The organism is Streptomyces sp. NEAU-W12 (assembly GCF_026242095.1).
In the GTDB taxonomy this organism is placed as follows: domain Bacteria; phylum Actinomycetota; class Actinomycetes; order Streptomycetales; family Streptomycetaceae; genus Streptomyces.
Genome location: NZ_JAPJDM010000006.1, coordinates 250,527 through 269,736, shown reverse-complemented (window position 1 = coordinate 269,736; position 19,210 = coordinate 250,527). Strand labels below are relative to the sequence as shown.

General features: G+C 72.5%; 11 protein-coding genes. 2 read left to right on the top strand and 9 right to left on the bottom strand.

The window, feature by feature from the left end; genetic code table 11:
• Positions 1-220 precede the first annotated feature (220 nt).
• Positions 221-1,270: a LacI family DNA-binding transcriptional regulator gene (locus ORI94_RS10175; RefSeq protein WP_266074109.1), complete on the top strand. Its 1,050-nt coding sequence runs from the start codon at positions 221-223 to the stop codon at positions 1,268-1,270.
• A 100-nt stretch (positions 1,271-1,370) separates the two neighbouring features.
• Here ORI94_RS10175 and ORI94_RS10170 read toward each other — a convergent pair whose 3' ends face one another.
• The 6 genes from ORI94_RS10170 to ORI94_RS10145 all read right to left on the bottom strand — a co-directional run bounded on the left by ORI94_RS10170 (position 1,371) and on the right by ORI94_RS10145 (position 10,191).
• Positions 1,371-2,084 carry a glycoside hydrolase family 12 protein gene (locus tag ORI94_RS10170; protein WP_266074108.1) on the bottom strand — a complete coding sequence of 238 codons (714 nt, stop codon included), beginning with the start codon at positions 2,082-2,084 and terminating at the stop codon, positions 1,371-1,373.
• Between the two features lie 37 nt (positions 2,085-2,121).
• Complete coding sequence (locus tag ORI94_RS10165) at positions 2,122-4,380, bottom strand: glycosyl hydrolase family 95 catalytic domain-containing protein (protein WP_266074107.1); 2,259 nt, start codon at positions 4,378-4,380, stop codon at positions 2,122-2,124.
• Positions 4,377-6,344: a beta-galactosidase gene (locus tag ORI94_RS10160; RefSeq protein WP_266074106.1), complete on the bottom strand. Its 1,968-nt coding sequence runs from the start codon at positions 6,342-6,344 to the stop codon at positions 4,377-4,379. Before ORI94_RS10160 ends, ORI94_RS10165 begins: the two co-directional genes overlap by 4 nt.
• Positions 6,345-6,493: 149 nt before the next feature.
• A complete protein-coding gene (locus ORI94_RS10155; protein WP_266074105.1) occupies positions 6,494-7,432 on the bottom strand; it encodes a carbohydrate ABC transporter permease in 939 nt (312 codons plus the stop codon).
• Positions 7,429-8,472 carry an ABC transporter permease gene (locus ORI94_RS10150; protein WP_266074104.1) on the bottom strand — a complete coding sequence of 348 codons (1,044 nt, stop codon included), beginning with the start codon at positions 8,470-8,472 and terminating at the stop codon, positions 7,429-7,431. Before ORI94_RS10150 ends, ORI94_RS10155 begins: the two co-directional genes overlap by 4 nt.
• A 27-nt stretch (positions 8,473-8,499) precedes the next feature.
• The gene (locus tag ORI94_RS10145) at positions 8,500-10,191 is read right to left on the bottom strand and encodes an extracellular solute-binding protein (RefSeq protein ID WP_266074103.1); all 1,692 of its coding nucleotides are present in this window, start codon (positions 10,189-10,191) and stop codon (positions 8,500-8,502) included.
• Positions 10,192-10,567: 376 nt separating this feature from the next.
• On the opposite strand from ORI94_RS10145, the gene ORI94_RS10140 reads away from it, so the two are divergent.
• On the top strand, positions 10,568-13,540 hold the full coding sequence (locus tag ORI94_RS10140) for a glycoside hydrolase family 3 C-terminal domain-containing protein (protein WP_266074102.1): 2,973 nt from the start codon (positions 10,568-10,570) through the stop codon (positions 13,538-13,540).
• 103 nt (positions 13,541-13,643) lie between these two features.
• Here the strand turns inward: ORI94_RS10140 and ORI94_RS10135 are convergent, their stop codons facing one another.
• The 3 genes from ORI94_RS10135 to ORI94_RS10125 form a co-directional block, all read right to left on the bottom strand.
• Positions 13,644-15,104: an aldehyde dehydrogenase family protein gene (locus tag ORI94_RS10135; RefSeq protein ID WP_266074101.1), complete on the bottom strand. Its 1,461-nt coding sequence runs from the start codon at positions 15,102-15,104 to the stop codon at positions 13,644-13,646.
• A gap of 198 nt (positions 15,105-15,302) precedes the next feature.
• Positions 15,303-16,916 carry a PucR family transcriptional regulator gene (locus ORI94_RS10130; protein ID WP_266074100.1) on the bottom strand — a complete coding sequence of 538 codons (1,614 nt, stop codon included), beginning with the start codon at positions 16,914-16,916 and terminating at the stop codon, positions 15,303-15,305.
• Positions 16,917-17,068: 152 nt separating this feature from the next.
• The gene (locus tag ORI94_RS10125; protein ID WP_266074099.1) at positions 17,069-19,198 is read right to left on the bottom strand and encodes an ATP-binding protein; all 2,130 of its coding nucleotides are present in this window, start codon (positions 19,196-19,198) and stop codon (positions 17,069-17,071) included.
• Positions 19,199-19,210 lie beyond the last annotated feature (12 nt).

Below are 19,210 nucleotides of genomic sequence, written 5' to 3'. Positions count from 1 at the left end.
GGCGGCGTGTTCGTGGCAACCTGGAGGTACGGGAGTCCGGCTCGCCCCGGGTCCACGAAGCCTCGGACAGGTCACCGCGATCCGGCCGTCGAAGCGCTTCGACAGCTGTATGGACACGCACCCATGCCGGTATTAGGGTCAAGCCACCGATCGAGTCACCCTCGTCCGTCCCATCGTCCTGGCGCACCGTCGAAGCGCTTCACAACAATTGGAGAGCTGGATGGTCACCCTCGCCGAGGTCGCCCAGCACGCCGGAGTCTCGGCGAGCACGGTGAGTTACGTCCTCAGCGGCAAGCGGTCCATCTCCGCGAACACCCGGCAGCGGGTCGAGGAGAGCATCCAACAGCTCGGGTACCACCCGAACGCGGGGGCCCGCGCCCTGGCCAGCAGCAGGTCCAACATCATCGCGCTGATGGTCCCGCTGCGGACGGACATGTACGTGCCCGTGATGATGGAGATCGCCATCGCCGTGGCCACCACGGCCCGCACCCACGGGTACGACGTCCTGCTGCTCACCGGCGAGGAGGGGCCCGACGCGGTGCGCCGCGTCGCGGGCAGCGGACTCGCCGACGGGATGATCCTGATGGACGTCGAACTCGAGGACGAGCGGCTGCCGTTGCTGCGCGGCGCGGGCGCCCCCGGCGGAGCGCGGCCGGGCGTACGGGCGGACCAGCCGGCGGTGCTGATCGGACTGCCCGCCGACACCTCCGGCCTGACCTGCGTCGATCTCGACTTCCGGGCCACCGGCGCGCTCTGTGTGGAGCACCTGGCGAAGCTGGGGCACCGCGACATCGCCGTCATCGGCGAGGCCCCCGCGGTGTACGAACGGCACACCGGCTTCGCCGAGCGCACCCTGGACGGACTGCGCTCCGAAGCACGGGAGCTGGGTGTGCGCCTGCTGCACCGGCCGTGCGGGGGCGGGTACGACGCGATGGCCGTGACGCTCGCCCGGATCCTCGACGAGCGTCCGGACACCACCGGGTTCGTCGTGCAGAACGAGTCGGCGGTGGAACCACTGCTCGCCCTGCTGCGGCAGCAGGGGCGGGCCGTGCCGGAGGACGTCTCGGTGGTCGCGGTCTGTCCCGAACAGGTCGCCGTCCAGGCGTCGGTGCGGTTGACGTCGGTCGCCATCCCCGCGCAGGAGATGGGCCGGCACGCCGTGGAGCACCTGGTCGCCAAGCTCGACGGCCGGGGCGAGGACGAGGTCGTGCTGATCGCGCCCGAGCTGACGGTCCGGGCGAGTTCGGGCCCGGCACCCGCCCGCGCGTGACCCGCTCCGCCTCCGCCACCCCGTGCAGGCACTCCCGCCGTCTCGTTCCCGCTCCTTCGCCCGGTGGCCGGTCCGGCCGCCCACCGGGCGCGGGCAGGGGTCAGCTGCTGCTGACCGTCAGGTTGTCGGTGCGGAAGTCCAGCCCGCCGGACGACGAGGTGATCTCGTAGCCGAACTGCACGTCGCCGATGGTCTCGTTGCCCATCCAGCCCTTGGTGTCCTTGATCCAGTCGAGGATCGGCAGGATGTCGACGGTCCCGGAGTTCGAGTCGGACGTACGCAGGAACGAGAAGACCTGGTTGGCGCCGTTGTCGCCCTTGTAGACGTTCCAGGTGTGACCGCCGAGGCCCACCGTGCCCTGCGGGCTGCCGAGCGGGCCGACGGCGCCGTGGTGGTTGACCCACAGCATGATCTCGTAGTCGTGGTCCGTGTCCCAGATGTCGTACGACGTGTTGTACGCGCCCGCGGACGGGACGGTCACGCGGTAACTGCTGGTGAGTGAACCGAGCGAGTCGATGGGCTTGCCGACCACCTTCTTGGCGTTCGGATACGACTTGATGCCGCCGGTGTTCGGGTGGTCGGCCCACACACCCCAGTTGGTGCCGGAGTTGGCCCAGACGCACTGGCTGCCGGTGCCGGAGCCCCAGATGTTGTTGTAGAGGATGTAGCCGTTCAGGGTGGTGTTGCCCCACTGGTCGCAGGAGCTCCAGATCGCGGCGTGGGCGGGGGCGGAGGCCGTGCCCACGGTGATGCCGAGGGCGAGGACGGGCGCCGCCAGGGCCGTGCCGATCCTGCTCGTGATGCCTGGTGCCATGAAATGTCCTTCCATGGGTGGGGGGATTGTGCCGGCGTCACCGCGCCTTCAGGGTGAGGACGCGGTCTTCGTGGGCGACGAGGTCGAGCGGCTCGGCACCTTCGGAAGTCCTCAGTTCGATGCGGACGGTACGGGTGGGACGCAGGACGGCGGTGGCTCCGTCCGGGGTCCAGGTGAGGTCGAGGGCGGCGCCGAAACGGGTCCGTACGCCGTGCAGCGCCCCGCGCGGGTGGCCGGCGGGCGGGGCGGGCAGCAGGACCAGCCGGCCGGGGGTGGACTGCACGAGCGCCTCGATCAGCACGGCCGGGAGGGTGTGGGCGGCGTCGGCGTTGTAGACGTCGCGGTGGGGGTAGTGCGCGCTCATCAGGGAGGTGTGGAAGAAGTCGCCGTCGAGGACCCTGCCGAGGGCGCCCGTGACCCGTTCGGCGTCGCGGAGGCGGGCGGCGATCAGGGCGTGGTGCAGGTGGCCGTGCGCGGAGTCGTTCTCGGGGCCGCGCAGTTCGAGCGCTCGGTGGGCGGCGGCCGCCAGGTCCGGGGTGTCGTACGGGGTGATCTCGTGCAGCGGCCAGACGGCGTAGAGGTGGCTGAGGTGGCGGTGGTCGTAGGAGTCCTCGAGGCCCGGCCGGGCCCATTCGGCGAGGGCGCCGTCGGCGTTGGTCCGGTGCGGCGGGAGCCGGTCGGCGAGGGCCCGCCAGCGGCCTGCGTGCTCGGGATGGCGGTCGGCGGCGGTGCGCAGTGCGTGCCGGGCGGCGGAGAGGTCCATGGCCGCGTTCACGGTGCCCCACCCCGCGTTCGCGGGGCGGTTCTCCGGTGAGTAGGAGGGAACGACGACCAGGTGGCCCCCGTCGTCGGTGCGGGTGAGGAAGTCCTCGTAGAACAGGGCGACTTCGGCGAGGGCGGCGGTGGTGCGGGGATCGTGCCCGCCGTAGGTCTCGTCGTGGTCCACGAGCGGCCCGAGGAGCCAGTCGGCGCCCGCTGTCCACAGGTGCAGCGGGTACTCGCGGTTGAAGTGGTAGCTGTGCCCGGACTCGCCGTCGGAGTGGGCGGGCGCGACCACGCCCCGGGCGCCGAAGACCTCGCGGGCGTTGTCCCGCCAGTCGGGAAGCTGGCGCTGGACGAGTGAGGCCAGCGCCTCGGTGACCTCGGGGAGGGCCGCCGCGGCGGCGGAGGCGGTCTGGAGGTTGAGGTTGGCGTCGTTGGTGAAGGCGCCGGACCAGGCGGTGTCCCAGTCGCCGGTCCACAGGCCGGTGAGGCGGGGCGGGAACAGACCGCCGGAGGACAGCAGGTGGTAGCGGCCGGCTGCGAAGAGGCGCTCGAGCAGGGCCGCGCTGCGCGGCCGCACCAGCAGCTCCGACCCCGGCAGGGCGCGTTCGGCCGGGTCGGCGGCCAGGTCGAGGGTGACGCGGTCGTAGGCGGTGCGGTGGTGGGACAGATGGCGGGCGAGGAGAGTCTCGTACGGGCCCGGCTCCTCGCCGAGCAGATCGCGCAGGGCGCGGCCCTCGGCGACCACGTCCGCTTCCCCGGTGTGCCGTCGCACCCGGGTGAGCAGCAGGACGGACCGGGCGCCCGCGACGCGCACGCCCTGCGGAGCGAGTGTCGTCGTGCCGCCGGTGACGGCGGCCAGGGTGACGCCGGTGTACGCGAGGTCGCTGTCCGGGTAGCGGGCGCGCAGGCTGAGCAGGGCGCCCCCGGGGGTGAGGACGGCGCCGTGGCCTACACCGAGCGTGGCGGGGGCACCGGCGAGGCGGTGGTCCAGGCGGATGTCGAGGGTGAGGTCCGGCCCGGTGACGTACTGGACGATCACGTCGTCGGCGCGGGAGACGAAGACGCGGCCGGTCCGGTCGGCGCGGGTGGCCTCCGCCACGCCGGTGCGGAAGTCGAGGGTGCGGCGGTGGAACGGCGGGGCGCCGGCCTCGTCCCGGGCGCCCTCGGGTCGGCGCAGGCGTACCTGGAAGGCCGGGTGGAAGGGCCGGACCCACTGGAGCGGGCGGCCGTCGGTGAAGGTCTCGGCGGCCTTCGTGTCCCCGGCGAGCAACCGGTCCTGGAGGGCGGGCAGTCCCTCGGCCAGCCGGGGCGGCAGCCGGTCCTCGGCGGCGCCGACCGGACGGACCAGGGTGTGGTGGGTGACGACGACCCGTTCGTCGTCCGGGTCGCCGGACACGAGGGCGCCGTGGTGACCGTTGCCGCTCAGGAAGGCGTCCTCCCAGCGGGCGGCGGGCTGCGGCTCCCAGGTCCCGTGAACGGGTGCGGTGTGGTGCGTGGGCTCGTTCACCAGCGCGTTCATGGGCGCGTTCATGGGCGGAGCACCGCCGCGCCGTGGCGGCCGAGGGTGACCCGGCCGGTGACGTCGGTGCCGGTGAGCAGGTCGTGGTGGGCGCCCGGCAGGTCGACGGCGACCGGTTCCCGGCCGTGGTTGAGCAGGAACAGCAGGTCCCCCCGGCGTACCGCCTCCACCTGGTCGGGGAGCCCGTCGAGCACAGGCCGTACGCCCGCCCCGGCGGCGATCCGGGTGAGCAGGTCGCGCAGCGCCCCGGGTTCCGGGAGCGTCGAGACGTACCAGGCACGGCCCTTGCGCAGGACGGCGGGCAGGCCGTCGAGGTCGCCGCCCTTGTAGGGGGTCGTCGCGTCGGCGGTGCCGTCGGCCTCCAGTTCCTCGGACCACAGGGTGCCGCGGAAGCCCTCGCAGGCGACGGTCTCCCCCGCGTCCAGCGGCCACCACTCGTGCAGGGTGCGGATGCCGAAGAGGTCCCGCAGCCGGGCGTCCATGCCGCCGGGCCGCACCCGGTCGTCCTCGTCGGCGACGCCGGTCAGGAAGCCGCAGACGAGGGTGCCGCCACCGCGTACGTAGGCGAGGAGGTTGTCGACGGCCGCGTCCGTGAGCAGGTAGAGCTGCGGGACGACGACCAACGGGTAGGCGGACAGGTCGTGTTCCGGGCGGGCGAAGTCGGTGGTGAGGTGGGCCTGCCACAGGGCGCGGTGCCAGGCGCGCAGCATGCCGGGGTGGTCGACCTCGCGGGACGGCCGGGCGTCCTGGTCGCCGGCCCACCAGGAGTGCCAGTCGTGCAGTACGGCGACACGGGCGGTGCCGTGCGCGCCGGCGACGTGCGGGGCGATCCGCGCCAGGTCGGCACCGAGCTGCCTGACCTCCTGGTACGTACGGCCCTGCTCGCCGGCGTGGCTCACCATCCCGGAGTGGAACTTCTCCGCGCCCTGCCGGGACTGGCGCCACTGGAAGTAGCAGACGGCGTCCGCGCCGCGTGCCACGGCCTGCAGGGACCACAGGCGGTTGAGGCCGCGGGGCTTGGGGTGGTTCACGCCGCGCCAGTTGACCGCTCCGGCCGCCTGCTCCATGAGCATCCAGGGACCGCGCGCCTGGGAGCGCGTCATGTCCTGGACCAGGGCGCCCTCCTGGGCGCCGAAGGGGTCGCGCGGGTCGGGGTAGAGGTCGACGGAGACGACGTCCTCCTCCTCGGCCCAGCGCCAGGCGTCCTGCCCCGCCCACAGCGGCATGAAGTTCGTGGTGACCGGGAGGTGCGGGGTGTGCCGGCGGACGATGTCGCGTTCGGCGGTGTAGCACTCCAGGAGCATGTCGGAGGTGAACCGCTTGAAGTCCAGCACCTGGGTGGGGTTCTTCAGGTAGTGCGGGTGGCGGGGCGGCATGACCTCGGCCCAGTCGCCGTAGCCCTGGCTCCAGAAGGCGGTGCCCCAGGCGGTGTTGAGGGCGTCGAGGGTGCCGTGACGGTCGCGCAGCCAGTCGCGGAACCGGGCGGCGGCCTCGTCCCCCCAGTCGTAGGTGCAGTACTCGTTGTTGATGTGCCACATGGTGAGGGCCGGGTGGCCGGCGTAGCGGGCGGCCAGGTCCTCGGTGACGGCGGCGGCGTAACGGCGGTAGGTGGCGCTGGAGTGGGAGAAGTGCTGTCTGCCGCCCCACCACTCGGTGCGGCCCTCCTCGTCGCGGGGCAGGGTGTCCGGGTGGAGGTGCCCCATCCAGGGCGGCGGCGAGGCGGTCGGGGTGGCGAGGACGACGCCGATGCCGGCCTCGTGCATCAGGTCCATGATCCGGTCCAGCCAGCCGAAGTCCCGCTCCCCCGGACGGGGTTCGATCTTCGCCCAGGAGAAGACGCCCAGCGTCACGGAGTTGACGCCGGCCTGCAGCATCAGGCGGATGTCCTCGTGCCAGGTCTCCTCGGGCCACTGCTCGGGGTTGTAGTCGCCGCCGTAGAGGATGCGCCCGCGGGTGGCGTCGCCCAGTCCGGGCATCAGGCACGCTCCTGGCGGGTGAGGAACGTACGGGATGTGCGGGACGCGTGCATGAGCTGGCCTACCTCGTTCGGCGGATGGTGGGGAAGTGGGGTGGGAGGACCGGTGGAGGGCCGCGGCGGGTCGGCGGATCGCCGGGCCCCCTCCCGTCAGCCCTTCACGGCGCCCGTGAGCATGCCCTTCTTGAAGTGCTTCTGGACGAAGGGGGACAGTACGGCGACGGGGAGCAGGGCCATGACCATGACGGCCATCTGGACGGCCAGTCCGGACAGTTCACCGGTCTTGATGGCCTGACCGAGGCCGACGGGGGCCTCCTGTTTCTGGACGAGCTGGATCATGACGTTCTGCAGGGGCAGCATGTTCTGGTCGTTGAGGTACAGCGAGGCGTTGAACCAGGCGCTCCAGTAGCCGACGGCGTAGAAGAGCGTGATGACCGCGATCACCGCGCGGGACAGCGGCATGACGATCTGCCACAGGATGCGGAGGTCGCCCGCCCCGTCGATGCGGGCGCTGTCGGTGAGTTCCTGCGAGATGTTCATGAAGAAGCCGCGCAGGACCAGGATGTTGAAGACGCTGATGGCGCTGGGGAGGATCAGCGCGAGGTAGCTGTCGGTCAGGCCGAGGGTCTGCACCAGCAGGTACGTCGGGATGAGGCCGGCGCTGAAGAACATGGTCGCCAGCAGCGTCATCAGGATCCAGCGGTGCCCCAGCGAGTCGGTGCGCGACAGGCCGTAGGCGCAGAGCACGGACACGGTCATCGAGAACACGGTGCCGACCAGCGTGACGCCGATGCTGACCAGGGCGGCCCTGGTGACCTGGCCGCCGCTGAGCAGTTCCTGGTAGGCGATGAAGGTGATGTCCTTGGGCACCACCACCAGGCCGCCGGCCTCGTCGATGGCCCTGCGGGTGGACAGGCTGGTGACGATCACGATCCACAGCGGGAAGACGACCGCCAGGCAGGCGAGGGCCAGGACCATGCCCTTGCCCGCGAGTCCGGCCCTGGTGGGTGCTTCCTCCCACACCGGGCGGGGCGGGGCGGCCCAGCCCCGGACCTTGTGCGTCGTGTGTTCGTCGATCACGGCGGTCACTTCTTGTACACCCCCTGCTCGCCCATGAGATGGGCCACCTTGTTCGCGGCGAGGACCAGTCCGAGGCTGACCACGCCCTTGATGAGGCCTGCGGCGGCCGCGTAGCCGAAGTCCTGGTTGCGCACGCCGTTCCACCAGACGAAGGTGTCGAGGACCTCCGACGCCCCCGGTCCGACGGCGTCGCGTTGCAGCAGGATCTGTTCGAAGCCGACGGTGAGCGCGTCGCCCACCCGCAGGACGAGCAGCAGCGCGATCACGGGCCGCAGCGCGGGCAGGGTGACGTGCCACATCCGGCGCCAGCGTCCGGCACCGTCCATGGCGGCGGCCTCGTACAGGTCGGGGCTGACGGAGGCCAGCGCGGCGAGGAAGACGATGATCCCCCACCCGGCGTCCTTCCACACGCTCTGTGCGGTGAGCAGGAACATGAAGGTGTCGGGGTTGGTCATGACCTCCAGGCCGTCGTGGCCGTTCTGGCGCAGGAGCTGCGAGAAGATGCCCGCACCGCCGAACATCTGCTGGAAGACGGCGACGACCAGCACCCAGGAGAAGAAGTGCGGCAGATACAGGACGGCCTGCGCGACCGCCCGCACCCGGGGCCTGACCACGCTGTTGATGAGCAGCGCGAGCAGGATCGGGATCGGGAAGAACAGCACGAGCTGGAGGAAGAAGAGCACCAGGGTGTTCTTCAGGGCGTTCCAGAACGCCGAGTCCTCGAGGATCCGCTGGAAGTTCTCCAGTCCCACCATGGGACTGTTCAGCATCGAGACGACGCCGTTGTCGCTGATGTAGGGGTCGTAGTCCTGGAAGGCGACGACGTTGCCGAGGATCGGCAGGTAGTTGAAGACCAGGACCAGTGCCACGGCGGGCAGGGTCATCAGCAGCAGGACGCGGTCGCGCCGGTATCTGAGCCGCAGGCTCAGTTTGCCGCGCTCTCCCCGGCGTGGTGCGTCCGGGGGGCCGGCGGCGTCACCGGACGCCGCCGGCTTCTCGACCGGCTTCGTGGCCTCGGCCTTGCTCCGAGGCACCGTGCTGTGCGACACGGCGGTTCTCCTTGCCTCGGTCCCGGGTCAGCCGGCCGCCGAACCGTTCTCGTCGAGGATCTTCCGGTACCAGTCGCGCAGTTCGTCCCCGCCCTTGCTCTTCCAGTCGGAGACGGCCTGCTGTACGTCACTGATCTTCTTGCGGCCCCGGATGACGTCGTCCTCCAGCTGCTCGAAGTCGTTGGAGAGGTTGGTGTAGCGGGTGGGCTCGGTGATCTGCATGCCGTAGAAGGCCGACTTCCTGGTGAACGCGCCCATCCGCTGCTGCCACTCGACCTGGCCCTTGGCGACCTCGGGGAAGTCGGGGTGGGCGATGGTCGCGGCGGGGCTGGCGACCATCACGTAGGCATTCATCACATCGATGTTGCCCTGGTCGTTCTTGGTGGGCACACCGTCCTTGACGGTGTAGTGGGTGCCCTCCACGCCGTAGTTGGTGAGCATGTACTCCTTGGTGCCGTACGGCGCGGCGGTGACGTTGGCGACGGCCAGCACGTCACGGATCACGGCCTCGGACGCCTTCTTGTTGACGAAGGCGAAGATGCCGGCCGGGTTCTTGGCCCACAGGGTGGGGTCGCCGCCGTCGTGGCCGAAGATGTCCATACCCCAGATCTTGAAATCCGGGTTCTGGGTGGCCTGCTCGGCGGTGCGGCTCCACCACTGCGAGGAGTCCTGGTTGTAGATCAGGAACTCGCCGGCGGCGAACTTGGGTCCGGGGTCGGTGGCGTTGCTCTTGCCCAACTTGGCGTCGGGGTGCACGACGCCGGCGGCGAACAGCTTGCGCGTCCACTCCAGGGCCTCGAGGTACTCGTCGGTCTCTATGCGGTAGAGCAGCTTGCCGTCGACCTGGTTCCAGCCGAGCGACTTCTCCTCGCCGGAGAGCACGCCGAAGGCGTTGAAGGCGGTCCACTTCATGTCCAGGCAGGCCCAGCGCTTGGCCCTGGCATTGGTGGCGTCCTTGGCCAGCGCCATGAACTCGTCGCAGGAGCGGGGGACCTCGTACCCCTCCTTCTCGAAGATGTCCTGGCGGTAGAGCGGCACGATGCCGGTGACGTACGAGGAGGGCATGGGCAGGCCGCGCAGCTTGCCGCCGAAGATGGACCGCTGCCAGGCGTCGGTGGGGATCGCCGCGAGGTTCGGGTAGTCCTTCACCGCGTCGCCGGAGAGGTACGGGCCGAGGTCGGCGAACTTGCCGATGACGGCGCTGGGGATCTTGCCCGTCATGTTCCAGCCGGGCACGACGACCACGTCGGGCACGTCGCTGGAGGCGAGGACCGCGCCGAGCTTCTGGTCGTAGGTGTTGCCGTCCTGGTTCTGCCAGACCACGTCGACGCCGATGAGGTCGTTCATCGCCCTGTAGTAGGCGTTGCCGCCCTTGGGCGGGGAGCCCCAGAACGGCGACATGACGGTGATCTTGCTGCCCTTGCCGAGCTTCTCGGGCACCGACGTCTTCAGGCCGGCGAGGTCGAGCTTGCTGGTGAAGCCGACCGCCGAACCGTTCTTGCTGGGGATGTCGGGGGTGACCACGTTGCTGGCCACGTACGTCGGCAGCAGCTTCTTGGCGTCCTTGCCCGACGTGGTGCCCTCCCGCGAACCTCCGTCGGACCCGCCGCACGCGGCGAGCAGCGGCATTCCCCCCGCCACCGCTGCGGTGGCGACCGCCGTGGAGGCGAGGAAGCTTCTCCGGCTGGGCCCGGAGGAGGTGGAGGCGTTCGGCGTCATTGCGTCAACCCTTCATGGCACACCAGGACACCCGGCGGTGGCCGTCGGCTGCGGTGTCTTCACTGGAACTGGCTGAGCCGAAGCGGTCGCTCTCAGGGAACGTGCCGGGGAGGCGGCCCCGCAGTCGAAGCGCTTCGATGTTGCTGCGAGGTTAAGTGAACACCCAGGGGCGCACAAGAGTTGTTTACAAGATTCCTCCGAGGTGTGCCGAGGAACTGTGCGATCACCATGCGTGCTCACTCCTCACGGAATGTCCGTGAGATCCCCCGGGGTGTCCGATCCGTCGCACCCATGTCCTTGACACCCACCCCTGCTCGGAATGAGCATCGAAGCGCTTCGAAAGCGCCTCGCCGCTCCACCGCAAAGGGATGTCCACGTGACCGCACCAACGCCGCCCACGCCGCCTTTCCGCGATCCGCACCTGCCGTTCGCGAAGCGCATCGACGACCTTCTGTCGCGGCTCACCCTCGAGGAGAAGATCGGAGCTCTGCACCAGTTCACGCCCGCTGTCGAGCGGCTCGGCATCGCCGCCTTCCGCACCGGCCAGGAGGCACTGCACGGCGTGGCCTGGATGGGGCCTGCGACCGTTTTCCCCCAGGCCGTCGGGCTGGGGGCGACCTGGAACCCCGAGCTGGTGCGCCGGGTGGGCGAGGCGGTGTCCCGGGAGACCCGCGCGATGCGCGCCCGGGACGAGCGGGTCGGCCTCAACGTGTGGGCGCCGACCGTCAATCTGCTGCGCCACCCCCTGTGGGGCCGCAACGAGGAGGGGTACTCGGAGGACCCCCGGCTCACCTCGGCGATCGCCACCGCCTACACCCGCGGCCTGCGCGGTGATCATCCGGTGTACTGGCGCACGGCGCCGGTGCTCAAGCACTGGCTCGCGCACAACAACGAGACGGCCCGGGACACCGCCTCCAGCTCGGTCCGCCCGCGTGTGCTGCACGAGTACGATCTGCGTGCCTTCCGCGACGCCGTCGAGGCGGGCGCGGTGGCCGGGGTGATGCCCGCGTACAACCTGGTCAACGGCCGCCCGAACCATGTCTCGCCGTACCTGCGCGAGCAGCTGCGCACCTGGACGGAGGAGGAGCTGCTGGTCTGCTCGGACGCCGGCGCACCGTCCAACCTGGTCGATTCCGAGCACTACTTCGACACCCACGAGGAGGCCGTCGCGGCCTCGTTGCGGGCCGGGGTGGACAGTTTCACGGACCACGGCACGGACAGCTCGGTCATCGTGGGGCGCCTCGAGGCGGCGCTGCGGCAGGGGCTGCTGACGGAGGCCGAGATCGACGGCGCCGTCCGCCGGCAGCTCTCGGTGCGCTTCCGGCTCGGCGAGTTCGACCCGGGTGAGGATCCGTACGGGGGCGGCGGGAGCGGCGGTGTCCCGCAGGCGGAGGGGCTCGCCGACGAGCACGCCTTCGACACCCCGGAGCACCGGGCTCTGGCGCAGGAGGCCGCCGAGCAGGCGGTCGTCCTGCTGAAGAACGACGGCCTGCTGCCCCTGGCCCCGGCACCCGCCCGTGTCGCCGTGGTCGGCCTGCTCGCCGACGAGTGCAAGCTCGACTGGTACAGCGGCGCCCTCATCCACCGCTCCACTCCCCTGGGAGGGCTCTACGAGCGGTTCGGCGCCGAGCGGGTGGAGTTCACGGAGGGCGTGGACCGCGTCCTGCTGAGGACCTCCGCGGGGGCCTTCCTGCACGTCCCGCCCGCGCCCGACAGCCCTGACGAGGTGCGCGGCGCCGCCGGCGCGCTGGACCCTGCGCTGCTCGCGGGCCGGACCGATCTGGCCCCGCTCACCGCCGGGCCGGAGGGCACCGAACTCGCTCTGGTCGACTGGGGCGAGGGCGTGCTGACCCTGCGTGCCCCGGACGGCCGGTACCTGTCGGTCGCCGAGGACGGCTACCTCCGCGCCTCCGCCGACCAGCCGGGCGGCTGGGTCGTGCAGGAGACGTTCCGGCTGGAACCGCACGGCGGCGGTCACCTCCTCAGGCACGTGGGGACAGGGCGCCATGTGCAGGTCACCGCCGACGGTGTGAAGGTCGCCGCGGAGAACGCCGAGAACACCGGGAGCGCCGAGAACCCGGAAGAGGTCACCGCCGGGGAGGGCCCCGCCGCCGCGTCGGGCCCCGAGGTCTTCGAGCTGATCGTCACCGAGAACGGCGAGGAGGCGGTGGCGCGGGCCGCTGCGCAGGCCGACGTGGTCGTGGTGGTCGCCGGCAACGACCCGCACATCAACGGCCGGGAGACCGAGGACCGGACGACGCTCCGGCTGCCCGCCCAGCAGGAACTGCTGCTGCGCGCGGCCCGCGCCGCCAACCCGAACACCGTGCTGGCGCTGGTCTCCGCCTACCCGTACGCGATCGACCCGACGGACCTGCCGGCGGTGCTCTGGACCGCGCACGGCGGGCAGGCCGCGGGCACCGCGCTGGCCCGGGTGCTCGCCGGTGACGTCTCCCCCGCCGGCCGGCTTCCGCAGACCTGGTACGCCAAGGACGCCGATCTGCCCGGCCTGCTGGACTACGACGTGATCGGCTCCCGCCAGACCTACCTGTACTTCGAGGGCACTCCGCTGTTCCCCTTCGGGCACGGCCTGTCGTACGCGGCCTTCGCCTACGGCGAGCTGACGGCTCGCGCCGAGGGGCGGACCGTGCGGGTGTCGTTCACGGTCACCAACACCGGCGCCGTTCCGGCCGACGAGGTGGCCCAGCTCTACACGCGGGCCGTGGACCCGTCGGTGCCGCGTCCGCTGCGCGAACTGGTGGCCCACCGGCGGCTGACCCTCGCTCCCGGCGAGACGGCCGAGGTCGTCTTCGAGCTCCCCCTGTCCGCCTTCGCGTTCTGGGACGTGGCGGTGGGCCGGTGGCGGGTGGAGCCGGGCCGGTACGAGCTGCTGGCCGGCGCGTCCAGCACGGACGTCCGGCAGTCGACCACCGTCACCCTCGACGGCGAGCCCTCCGTCCCCCGCGCGGTTCTCGAGCACGGACTGGACGCGGCAGGCTACGACGAGCAGCGCGGCACCGAGATCGTCGACCGGACCAGGGAGTCGGGCGACGCGGTGACGCCGGCGGCCGGGCAGGAGGGCGAGCTGGTCTTCTGGCGCTGCGACTTCGGGGAGGGGGCGACGGAGGTGACCGCCGAGGTGTCCGGCGAGGGCAGCGTCGAGCTCTCCCTCGACGACGGCCCGGTGCTCGCCACGCTGTCCCCGGCGGCCCCGTCGGACCCGTACGACTACGTCACCCTCGAGGCGCCCCTCGCCCGCGCCGGGACTCCGGCGGCCACCGCCGGCGTGCACCAGGTGCGCCTGAGGCTGCGCGGCGCGCTGCGGCTCGCCCGGGTCGGCTTCTCCGGCTGAGGGGCACGAAGAGGTACGCCCCGGCGTCGCAAGGGAGGGGCCCGGCACCGGAAGGCATCGGTGCCGGGCCCCTCCCGTCGGCGTCAGGAGCCCACCGTCCGACTCAGAGGGCGAGGCCGGTCAGGACCATCACCCGCTCGTAGGTGTAGTCGTCCATCGCGAACCTCACGCCCTCGCGGCCCACACCGGACTGCTTGGCACCGCCGTACGGCATCTGGTCGGCGCGGTAGGAGGGCACGTCGCCGATGACGACCCCGCCGACCTCCAGGGCGCGGTGGGCCCGGAAGGCGGCCTGGAGGTCGTGGGTGAACACTCCTGCCTGGAGGCCGTACCTGGAGTCGTTGACGGCGGCGAAGGCGGCTGCCTCGCCGTCCGCCTTCGTCACCGTCAGGACGGGACCGAAGACTTCCTCGCGGGCGATCGTCACCCCGTCCGGTACGTCGGCGAGCACGGTCGGCGCGTAGGAGGCGCCGTCACGCTTGCCCCCGGTGAGGACGGCGGCGCCGGCCTCGGCGGCCTCCCGCACCCACGCCTCGACCCGCTCGGCGGCGTCCTGGCTGACCAGCGGGCCGACGTCGGTCGCGTCGTCGGCCGGGTCGCCGGTGACCTGGTCCTCGACGGCGGCGACGATGCGCGGCAGCAGCCTGTCGTACACGGAGGCGTCCGCGATGACCCGCTGCACGGAGATGCAGGACTGTCCGCCCTGGTAGTTGGAGAAGGTGGCGATGCGCTGCGCGGCGCGGTCCAGGTCCTCGTCGCTCGCCCAGTCGGCGAGGACGACGGCGGCGCCGTTGCCGCCGAGTTCCAGGGTGCAGTGCTTGCGCGGCGCCGAGTCCATGATCGCGTAGCCGACCTTCTCCGAGCCGGTGAAGGAGATCACCGGCAGCCGCTCGTCCTGCACCAGGGCGGGCATGCGGTCGTTCGGGACCGGGAGGATGCTCCAGGAGCCGGCCGGCAGCTCGGTCCCGGCGAGCAGCTCGCCGATGAGCAGCCCGGACAGCGGGGTCGCCGGAGCGGGCTTGAGAACGATGGGGACACCGGCGGCGATGGCCGGGGCGATCTTGTGGGCGCACAGGTTCAGCGGGAAGTTGAACGGCGCGATGCCCAGGACGACGCCCTTCGGGAACCGCCGTGTGAGGGCGAGCCGTCCCTGGCCGCCGGCGTCGGTGTCGAGCCGCTGGCCCTCGCCGCCGTTGAACCGGCGTGCCTCCTCGGCGGCGAACCGGAACACGGACACGGCCCGGCCGACCTCGCCGCGCGCCCACTTGATCGGCTTGCCGTTCTCGGCGGAGATCAGCCGGGCGATGTCCTCGGCGCGCTCCCCGAGCCGTCGGCCGACGTGGTCGAGGGCGGCGGCGCGGACATGGGCGGGGGTGGCCGCGAACTCGTCCCGTACGGCGTACGCGGCGGCCACGGCCTCCTCGACCTGGGCGTCGGTGGGCTCGCTCACCGTGCCGACGACCCTGCCGTCCCACGGGGAGGTGACGTCGAAGACGGCCTCGCCGGTGGCCTGGCGGCCGGCGAGCCAGAAGGCGTGGGTGGCCGCCGTGTCTTTCTGGGTCATGAGTGATCCGGCCCTTCCGCGTTGGGGGGTGTACGTGGCCTGCTGCGTCCACCGTAGGGGCGCGCCGGCGGCGTGACGCTTGTCCGAGTCGTAGCAGTCGCCTCCCGGCGCGCGCCGCTTTGGCAGATCCGTCGGCGGTCGAAGAGAGAAGGACGGGAAGAGGAGACCGGAGGACGGGAAGACGATCCGCCGCGGTCGTCAGTCGGACGAGGTCGCCTTCAGCGCCAGCCACAGCTCCATGCGGACGTCCGGGTCGTCCAGGGAGCGGCCGAGGATCTCCTCGACGCGACGCATCCGGTAGCGGAGGGTGTGGCGGTGCACGCCGAGGTCGGCGGCCGCGGCGTCCCACTGTCCGTGCCGGGAGAGCCAGGCGCGCAGGGAGGCGACGAGGTCGCCGCGCCCGGTCGCGTCGTGTTCGTTCAGGGGCCGCAGCAGTCCGTCGGCGAAGGCGCGGACCGCGTCGTCCGCGAGCAGCGGTACCACGGACCCGGCGGCCATCTGCTCGTGTTCCACCAGCACCCGGCCCCGCCTCCTGGCCACCGACAGCGCCTGTCCGGCCTGTTTGTAGGCGGCGGATGCGGCGATGGGACCGGCCGGTGTGGAGAGGCCCACGACCAGTTCGTCCTCGCCGGCGCCCACGCGGGGCTCGTGGGCGCCCGTGGCACCGCGCGCGGCCTCCAGGGCGGCCGCGTGGTCGCAGCACGCGGTCACGGCCGCGCCGCCGTCGGCGGCCAGCACCACCAGCCGCTCTCCCTCCGGCACGACCAGAACCGCCTCGCCGGAGCGGGCGGCGGCGGACTCCACGGCTTCCGCGAGCGCGCCGAGGGCGTCGCCGTTCGGATCGCCCTGGGCACGGGCGGCGGGCGCCGTGCCCGTCTCGGCCACGACGATCCTGAAGGGCGCGTCCAGGAGACCGCCGTACAGGTGTCCGGCCACCGCGCGGGCGTGGTCCGGCTCCCCGGCGAGCAGCATGCGCAGGACCGCGGCCCCGATCCGCTGCTCGGCGGCGTGCAGGGAGCGGGAGCGTTCCGTGGTCAGGGTGAGCAGCGCGACGGCGGAGTGGACGGCGTACCGCTCGGCGGTGCCGAGCGTGGCGGCCGTGCCGACGGCGAGCGCGGCACGGGGGCGCCGGCCGGTGCCGAGGGAGTGCAGTTCGACCCGGTCGTCGTCCTCCGGTCCGGCGACGACCGACGAGGCGGGCGCCGCCCGCTCCCGCAGCCGGCGTACGTCGGCCGTGAGCCGTGCGGCCCGCCGGCCCGCCCAGTCCGGTGCCGTGGCGACGACGGCGCCCGAGGCGTCGTACAGCGCGGCCCATCCGTCGATCTGGGTGGCGAGCGCGGCCAGCAGGCCCTCGGGGCCGCCGGCCAGCCCCTGCCGGGTCAGCTCCCGCTGCGCCGCGAACCCCGCGGTCACCGCGCGGTACTGGTCGGCGGCGACGGCGGCGGAGACGGCCTTGCTGATCGCGAGGAAGGGGGTGCGGCGCGGCACCTCGAGGAGCGGCAGGCCCTCCTGGCGCGCGGCGTCGACCAGCGCCTCGGGGACGTCCTCGTAGTGGACTCCGACGGCGAACCCGAGGCCGACGACCCCCGCGTCCACCAGCCGCCTCACATAGCGGCGCATCGCCTCCGCGTCCTCCGCCTCCAGCTTGAGCGCGGTGATGAGCAGCAGTTCGCCGCCCTCCATGTACGGCACGGGGTCGGCCAGCTCACTGGCGTGCGCCCAGCGGACCGGTACGTCGAGGCCGTCCTCGCCCGCGCGCACGGTCAGCTTGAGCGCGGAGTGGTGGGCGAGGGAAGCGAGCGTCAGGGGCATGGCGCCTTCAGGTCGACGGCGGGAACGGTCGGTCGGTGTCCGGGTCGGTGAGCGGTCTGACGACTTGGCCGTCACGTATGAACGCCCCCTGCCGATTCTGCCTCACCGTATGCACACCGCGTCACCGCACGTGCGCCGCCCCGACGCGCTCCTCAGCTCCGCAGGTCGACCAGCAGCGGCGGCGCGTGCTCGCCCCGGACGTCGGTCAGGGACAGCACCGCGTGCCCGGCCGGCATCGCGTGCGCGAGTTCCGACGCGGACCACCGCTCCCGCTCGACCTGCCGTACGGTGACCGCGCGCGCAGTGGGGGCCTTGCCGGTGATGGCCCGCCGCACCGCGTGCCAGGCCTTGCCCGCCGGGCTCTCCGCGATGATCTGCCGGTCGGTGACGTCCCGTGCCTCGGTCCACTCCTTGCCCCAGACCTCGGCGAAGTCCTGCCCGTCCCACGGGGTGAGCCCGGCCAGCGCCATCCTGCATCCGACGGTCCCGAGCAGAGGGCCGCGCAGCGGCCGCGCCACGTCGTCCAGGGTGCGCAGGGTGAGCACGGCTCCGGCGTTCGCCGACCGCAGCCGCTGGATGCCGCGCACGGCCTCGGGGGTGATGACGCCGGTCGCGTCGTCCAGTACCAGGCAGGCGAACAGGGACCGGTCCTCGCGCTCCGTCACGCTCGCCGTGAACTGGGCGAGGACGAGCCGTGCCAGGACCCGCGAGGCGTCGGCGTGGCCCCGCGCGGGCAGGTCGACGCGGACCCGTACGGGGTGGTCCAGCGCCTTGAGGGCGAAGGGCCGGGACTGCCCGGAGGTGTCGAATCCCCGGCTCTTGAAGAACGTCGCGAAGGCCGGCCGGTCGAGCAGCGCCACCCGGTCGGCGAGGACCCCGCCGACGTCACCGGGGTGCGCCATCTGCCGTTCCCGGGCGTCGAGTTCGCGCAGCAGCGACTGCTGCCCCGTCTCCGTCAGGGCCTGGCGCAGCTCGGCCAGCGGGCCGGGCGAGCCGTCGAGCAGACCGCGCAGCTCGGGGACGGAGGGGAAACGGCCGTGCACCGCGTGGAAGGGGCCGAGCAGTCGGGCCAGGACGGTGGTGGCGCGCCGGCTGTCGTTGCCGGGGTGCGGGTCGACCAGGTCGCCGACCAGCGCCTCGGCGAGGACCGCGGCGGCCTCGTCGGGATCGGTGGTCCCGCCGTACAGGTCGAGGTCGTACACGGAGTCGGGGTTGCCGATCCGTACCACGACGTCGTACGCGTCGGCCGGTCCGGCTGCCACGCCGGCGGCACCGACGACGACCACGGCGGCACGTCCGGCGAGCGCGTGCAGGCACAGCGACTCGGCGAGCGGCCGGACGACGGCACTGGTCTTGCCGGAGCCGGCCGGCCCGACCGCGACCAGGGAGGTGCCCAGCAGTTCGGGGCCGAGGGCGAGGCCGGTGCCCCGGTAGGCGTACGGGTTGCGGGCGTCGTCGGCGGTGGTGCCGAGCCGTACCTGACCGGTGACCAGGTCGTGCCGGGCCTGCCGGGCGGGCAGGTCGCGGGCGCCGGAGGGGTGCGGGCAGGCGGCGGCACCGTGGCCGAGCACGGCGCCGGTGAAGGTGGCGAGGGAGTACCGGCCGCTGCGTACCCCCTGCCAGGCGCGGGTGATCCGGGCGTGGTCGACGTCCCTCATCAGCCCGGCGCGCGCGTCGGCGGCGAGCCGGTCCGCCGCGTCGGCGGCGCCGGCGGCACGCAGCGCGGGCCAGCCGGCGGGGTCGTCCTCGAGGGCCGGCTGCGGCTCCTTCGACTCGGGGCGTCGCAGCCGGGGTGCCACGAAACGGCGCCAGACCTCGCCCCAGCGGCCCAGCCTCCCCACTCCGATCATGATCGCGAACACGACGAGCAGGGTGTAGCCGTCCCAGACGACGAGGTTGACGATCTGGTCGTCGCTGGTCCGCCACGAATCCGGAGTGAACAGCTCCAGGGGAAGGAGCCACCAGCCGCCCAGATAGCCGTTCGCCAGCAGTGACCAGACCAGCCACCCCACGAGCAGGGCGATGAGTGCTCCGCTGAGCAGTTCCCGGGTCGCGATCTGTACCGGTTCCTCCATCGGCCGGGGCCGGTGACCGAACCGCCATACGCCGGGCAGCGCCTCGGGGCGGGGGGTGCGCAGCCAGGTCAGGAACGCCGACCCGTCCGGCAGGGGCGGCATGCCCGGTGCCCTGGCCGGCCTCGGTGGCACCTCCGGTGGCCCGGCAGGGCGCGGCACCGGGTTCGCGTGCGTACCCCGCGGGTCCTGCGTCCCGTCGCTGTCCATCGCCCTTGCCCC

What these genes read in the sequence shown, in the direction of transcription:
- ORI94_RS10175 (WP_266074109.1), top strand. Translation starts at nt 221, where the DNA reads ATGGTCACCCTCGCCGAGGTCGCCCAGCACGCCGGAGTCTCGGCGAGC.
- ORI94_RS10170 (WP_266074108.1), bottom strand. Translation starts at nt 2,084, where the DNA reads ATGGCACCAGGCATCACGAGCAGGATCGGCACGGCCCTGGCGGCGCCC.
- ORI94_RS10165 (WP_266074107.1), bottom strand. Translation starts at nt 4,380, where the DNA reads ATGAACGCGCCCATGAACGCGCTGGTGAACGAGCCCACGCACCACACC.
- ORI94_RS10160 (WP_266074106.1), bottom strand. Translation starts at nt 6,344, where the DNA reads ATGCCCGGACTGGGCGACGCCACCCGCGGGCGCATCCTCTACGGCGGC.
- ORI94_RS10145 (WP_266074103.1), bottom strand. Translation starts at nt 10,191, where the DNA reads ATGACGCCGAACGCCTCCACCTCCTCCGGGCCCAGCCGGAGAAGCTTC.
- ORI94_RS10135 (WP_266074101.1), bottom strand. Translation starts at nt 15,104, where the DNA reads ATGACCCAGAAAGACACGGCGGCCACCCACGCCTTCTGGCTCGCCGGC.
- ORI94_RS10130 (WP_266074100.1), bottom strand. Translation starts at nt 16,916, where the DNA reads ATGCCCCTGACGCTCGCTTCCCTCGCCCACCACTCCGCGCTCAAGCTG.
- ORI94_RS10125 (WP_266074099.1), bottom strand. Translation starts at nt 19,198, where the DNA reads ATGGACAGCGACGGGACGCAGGACCCGCGGGGTACGCACGCGAACCCG.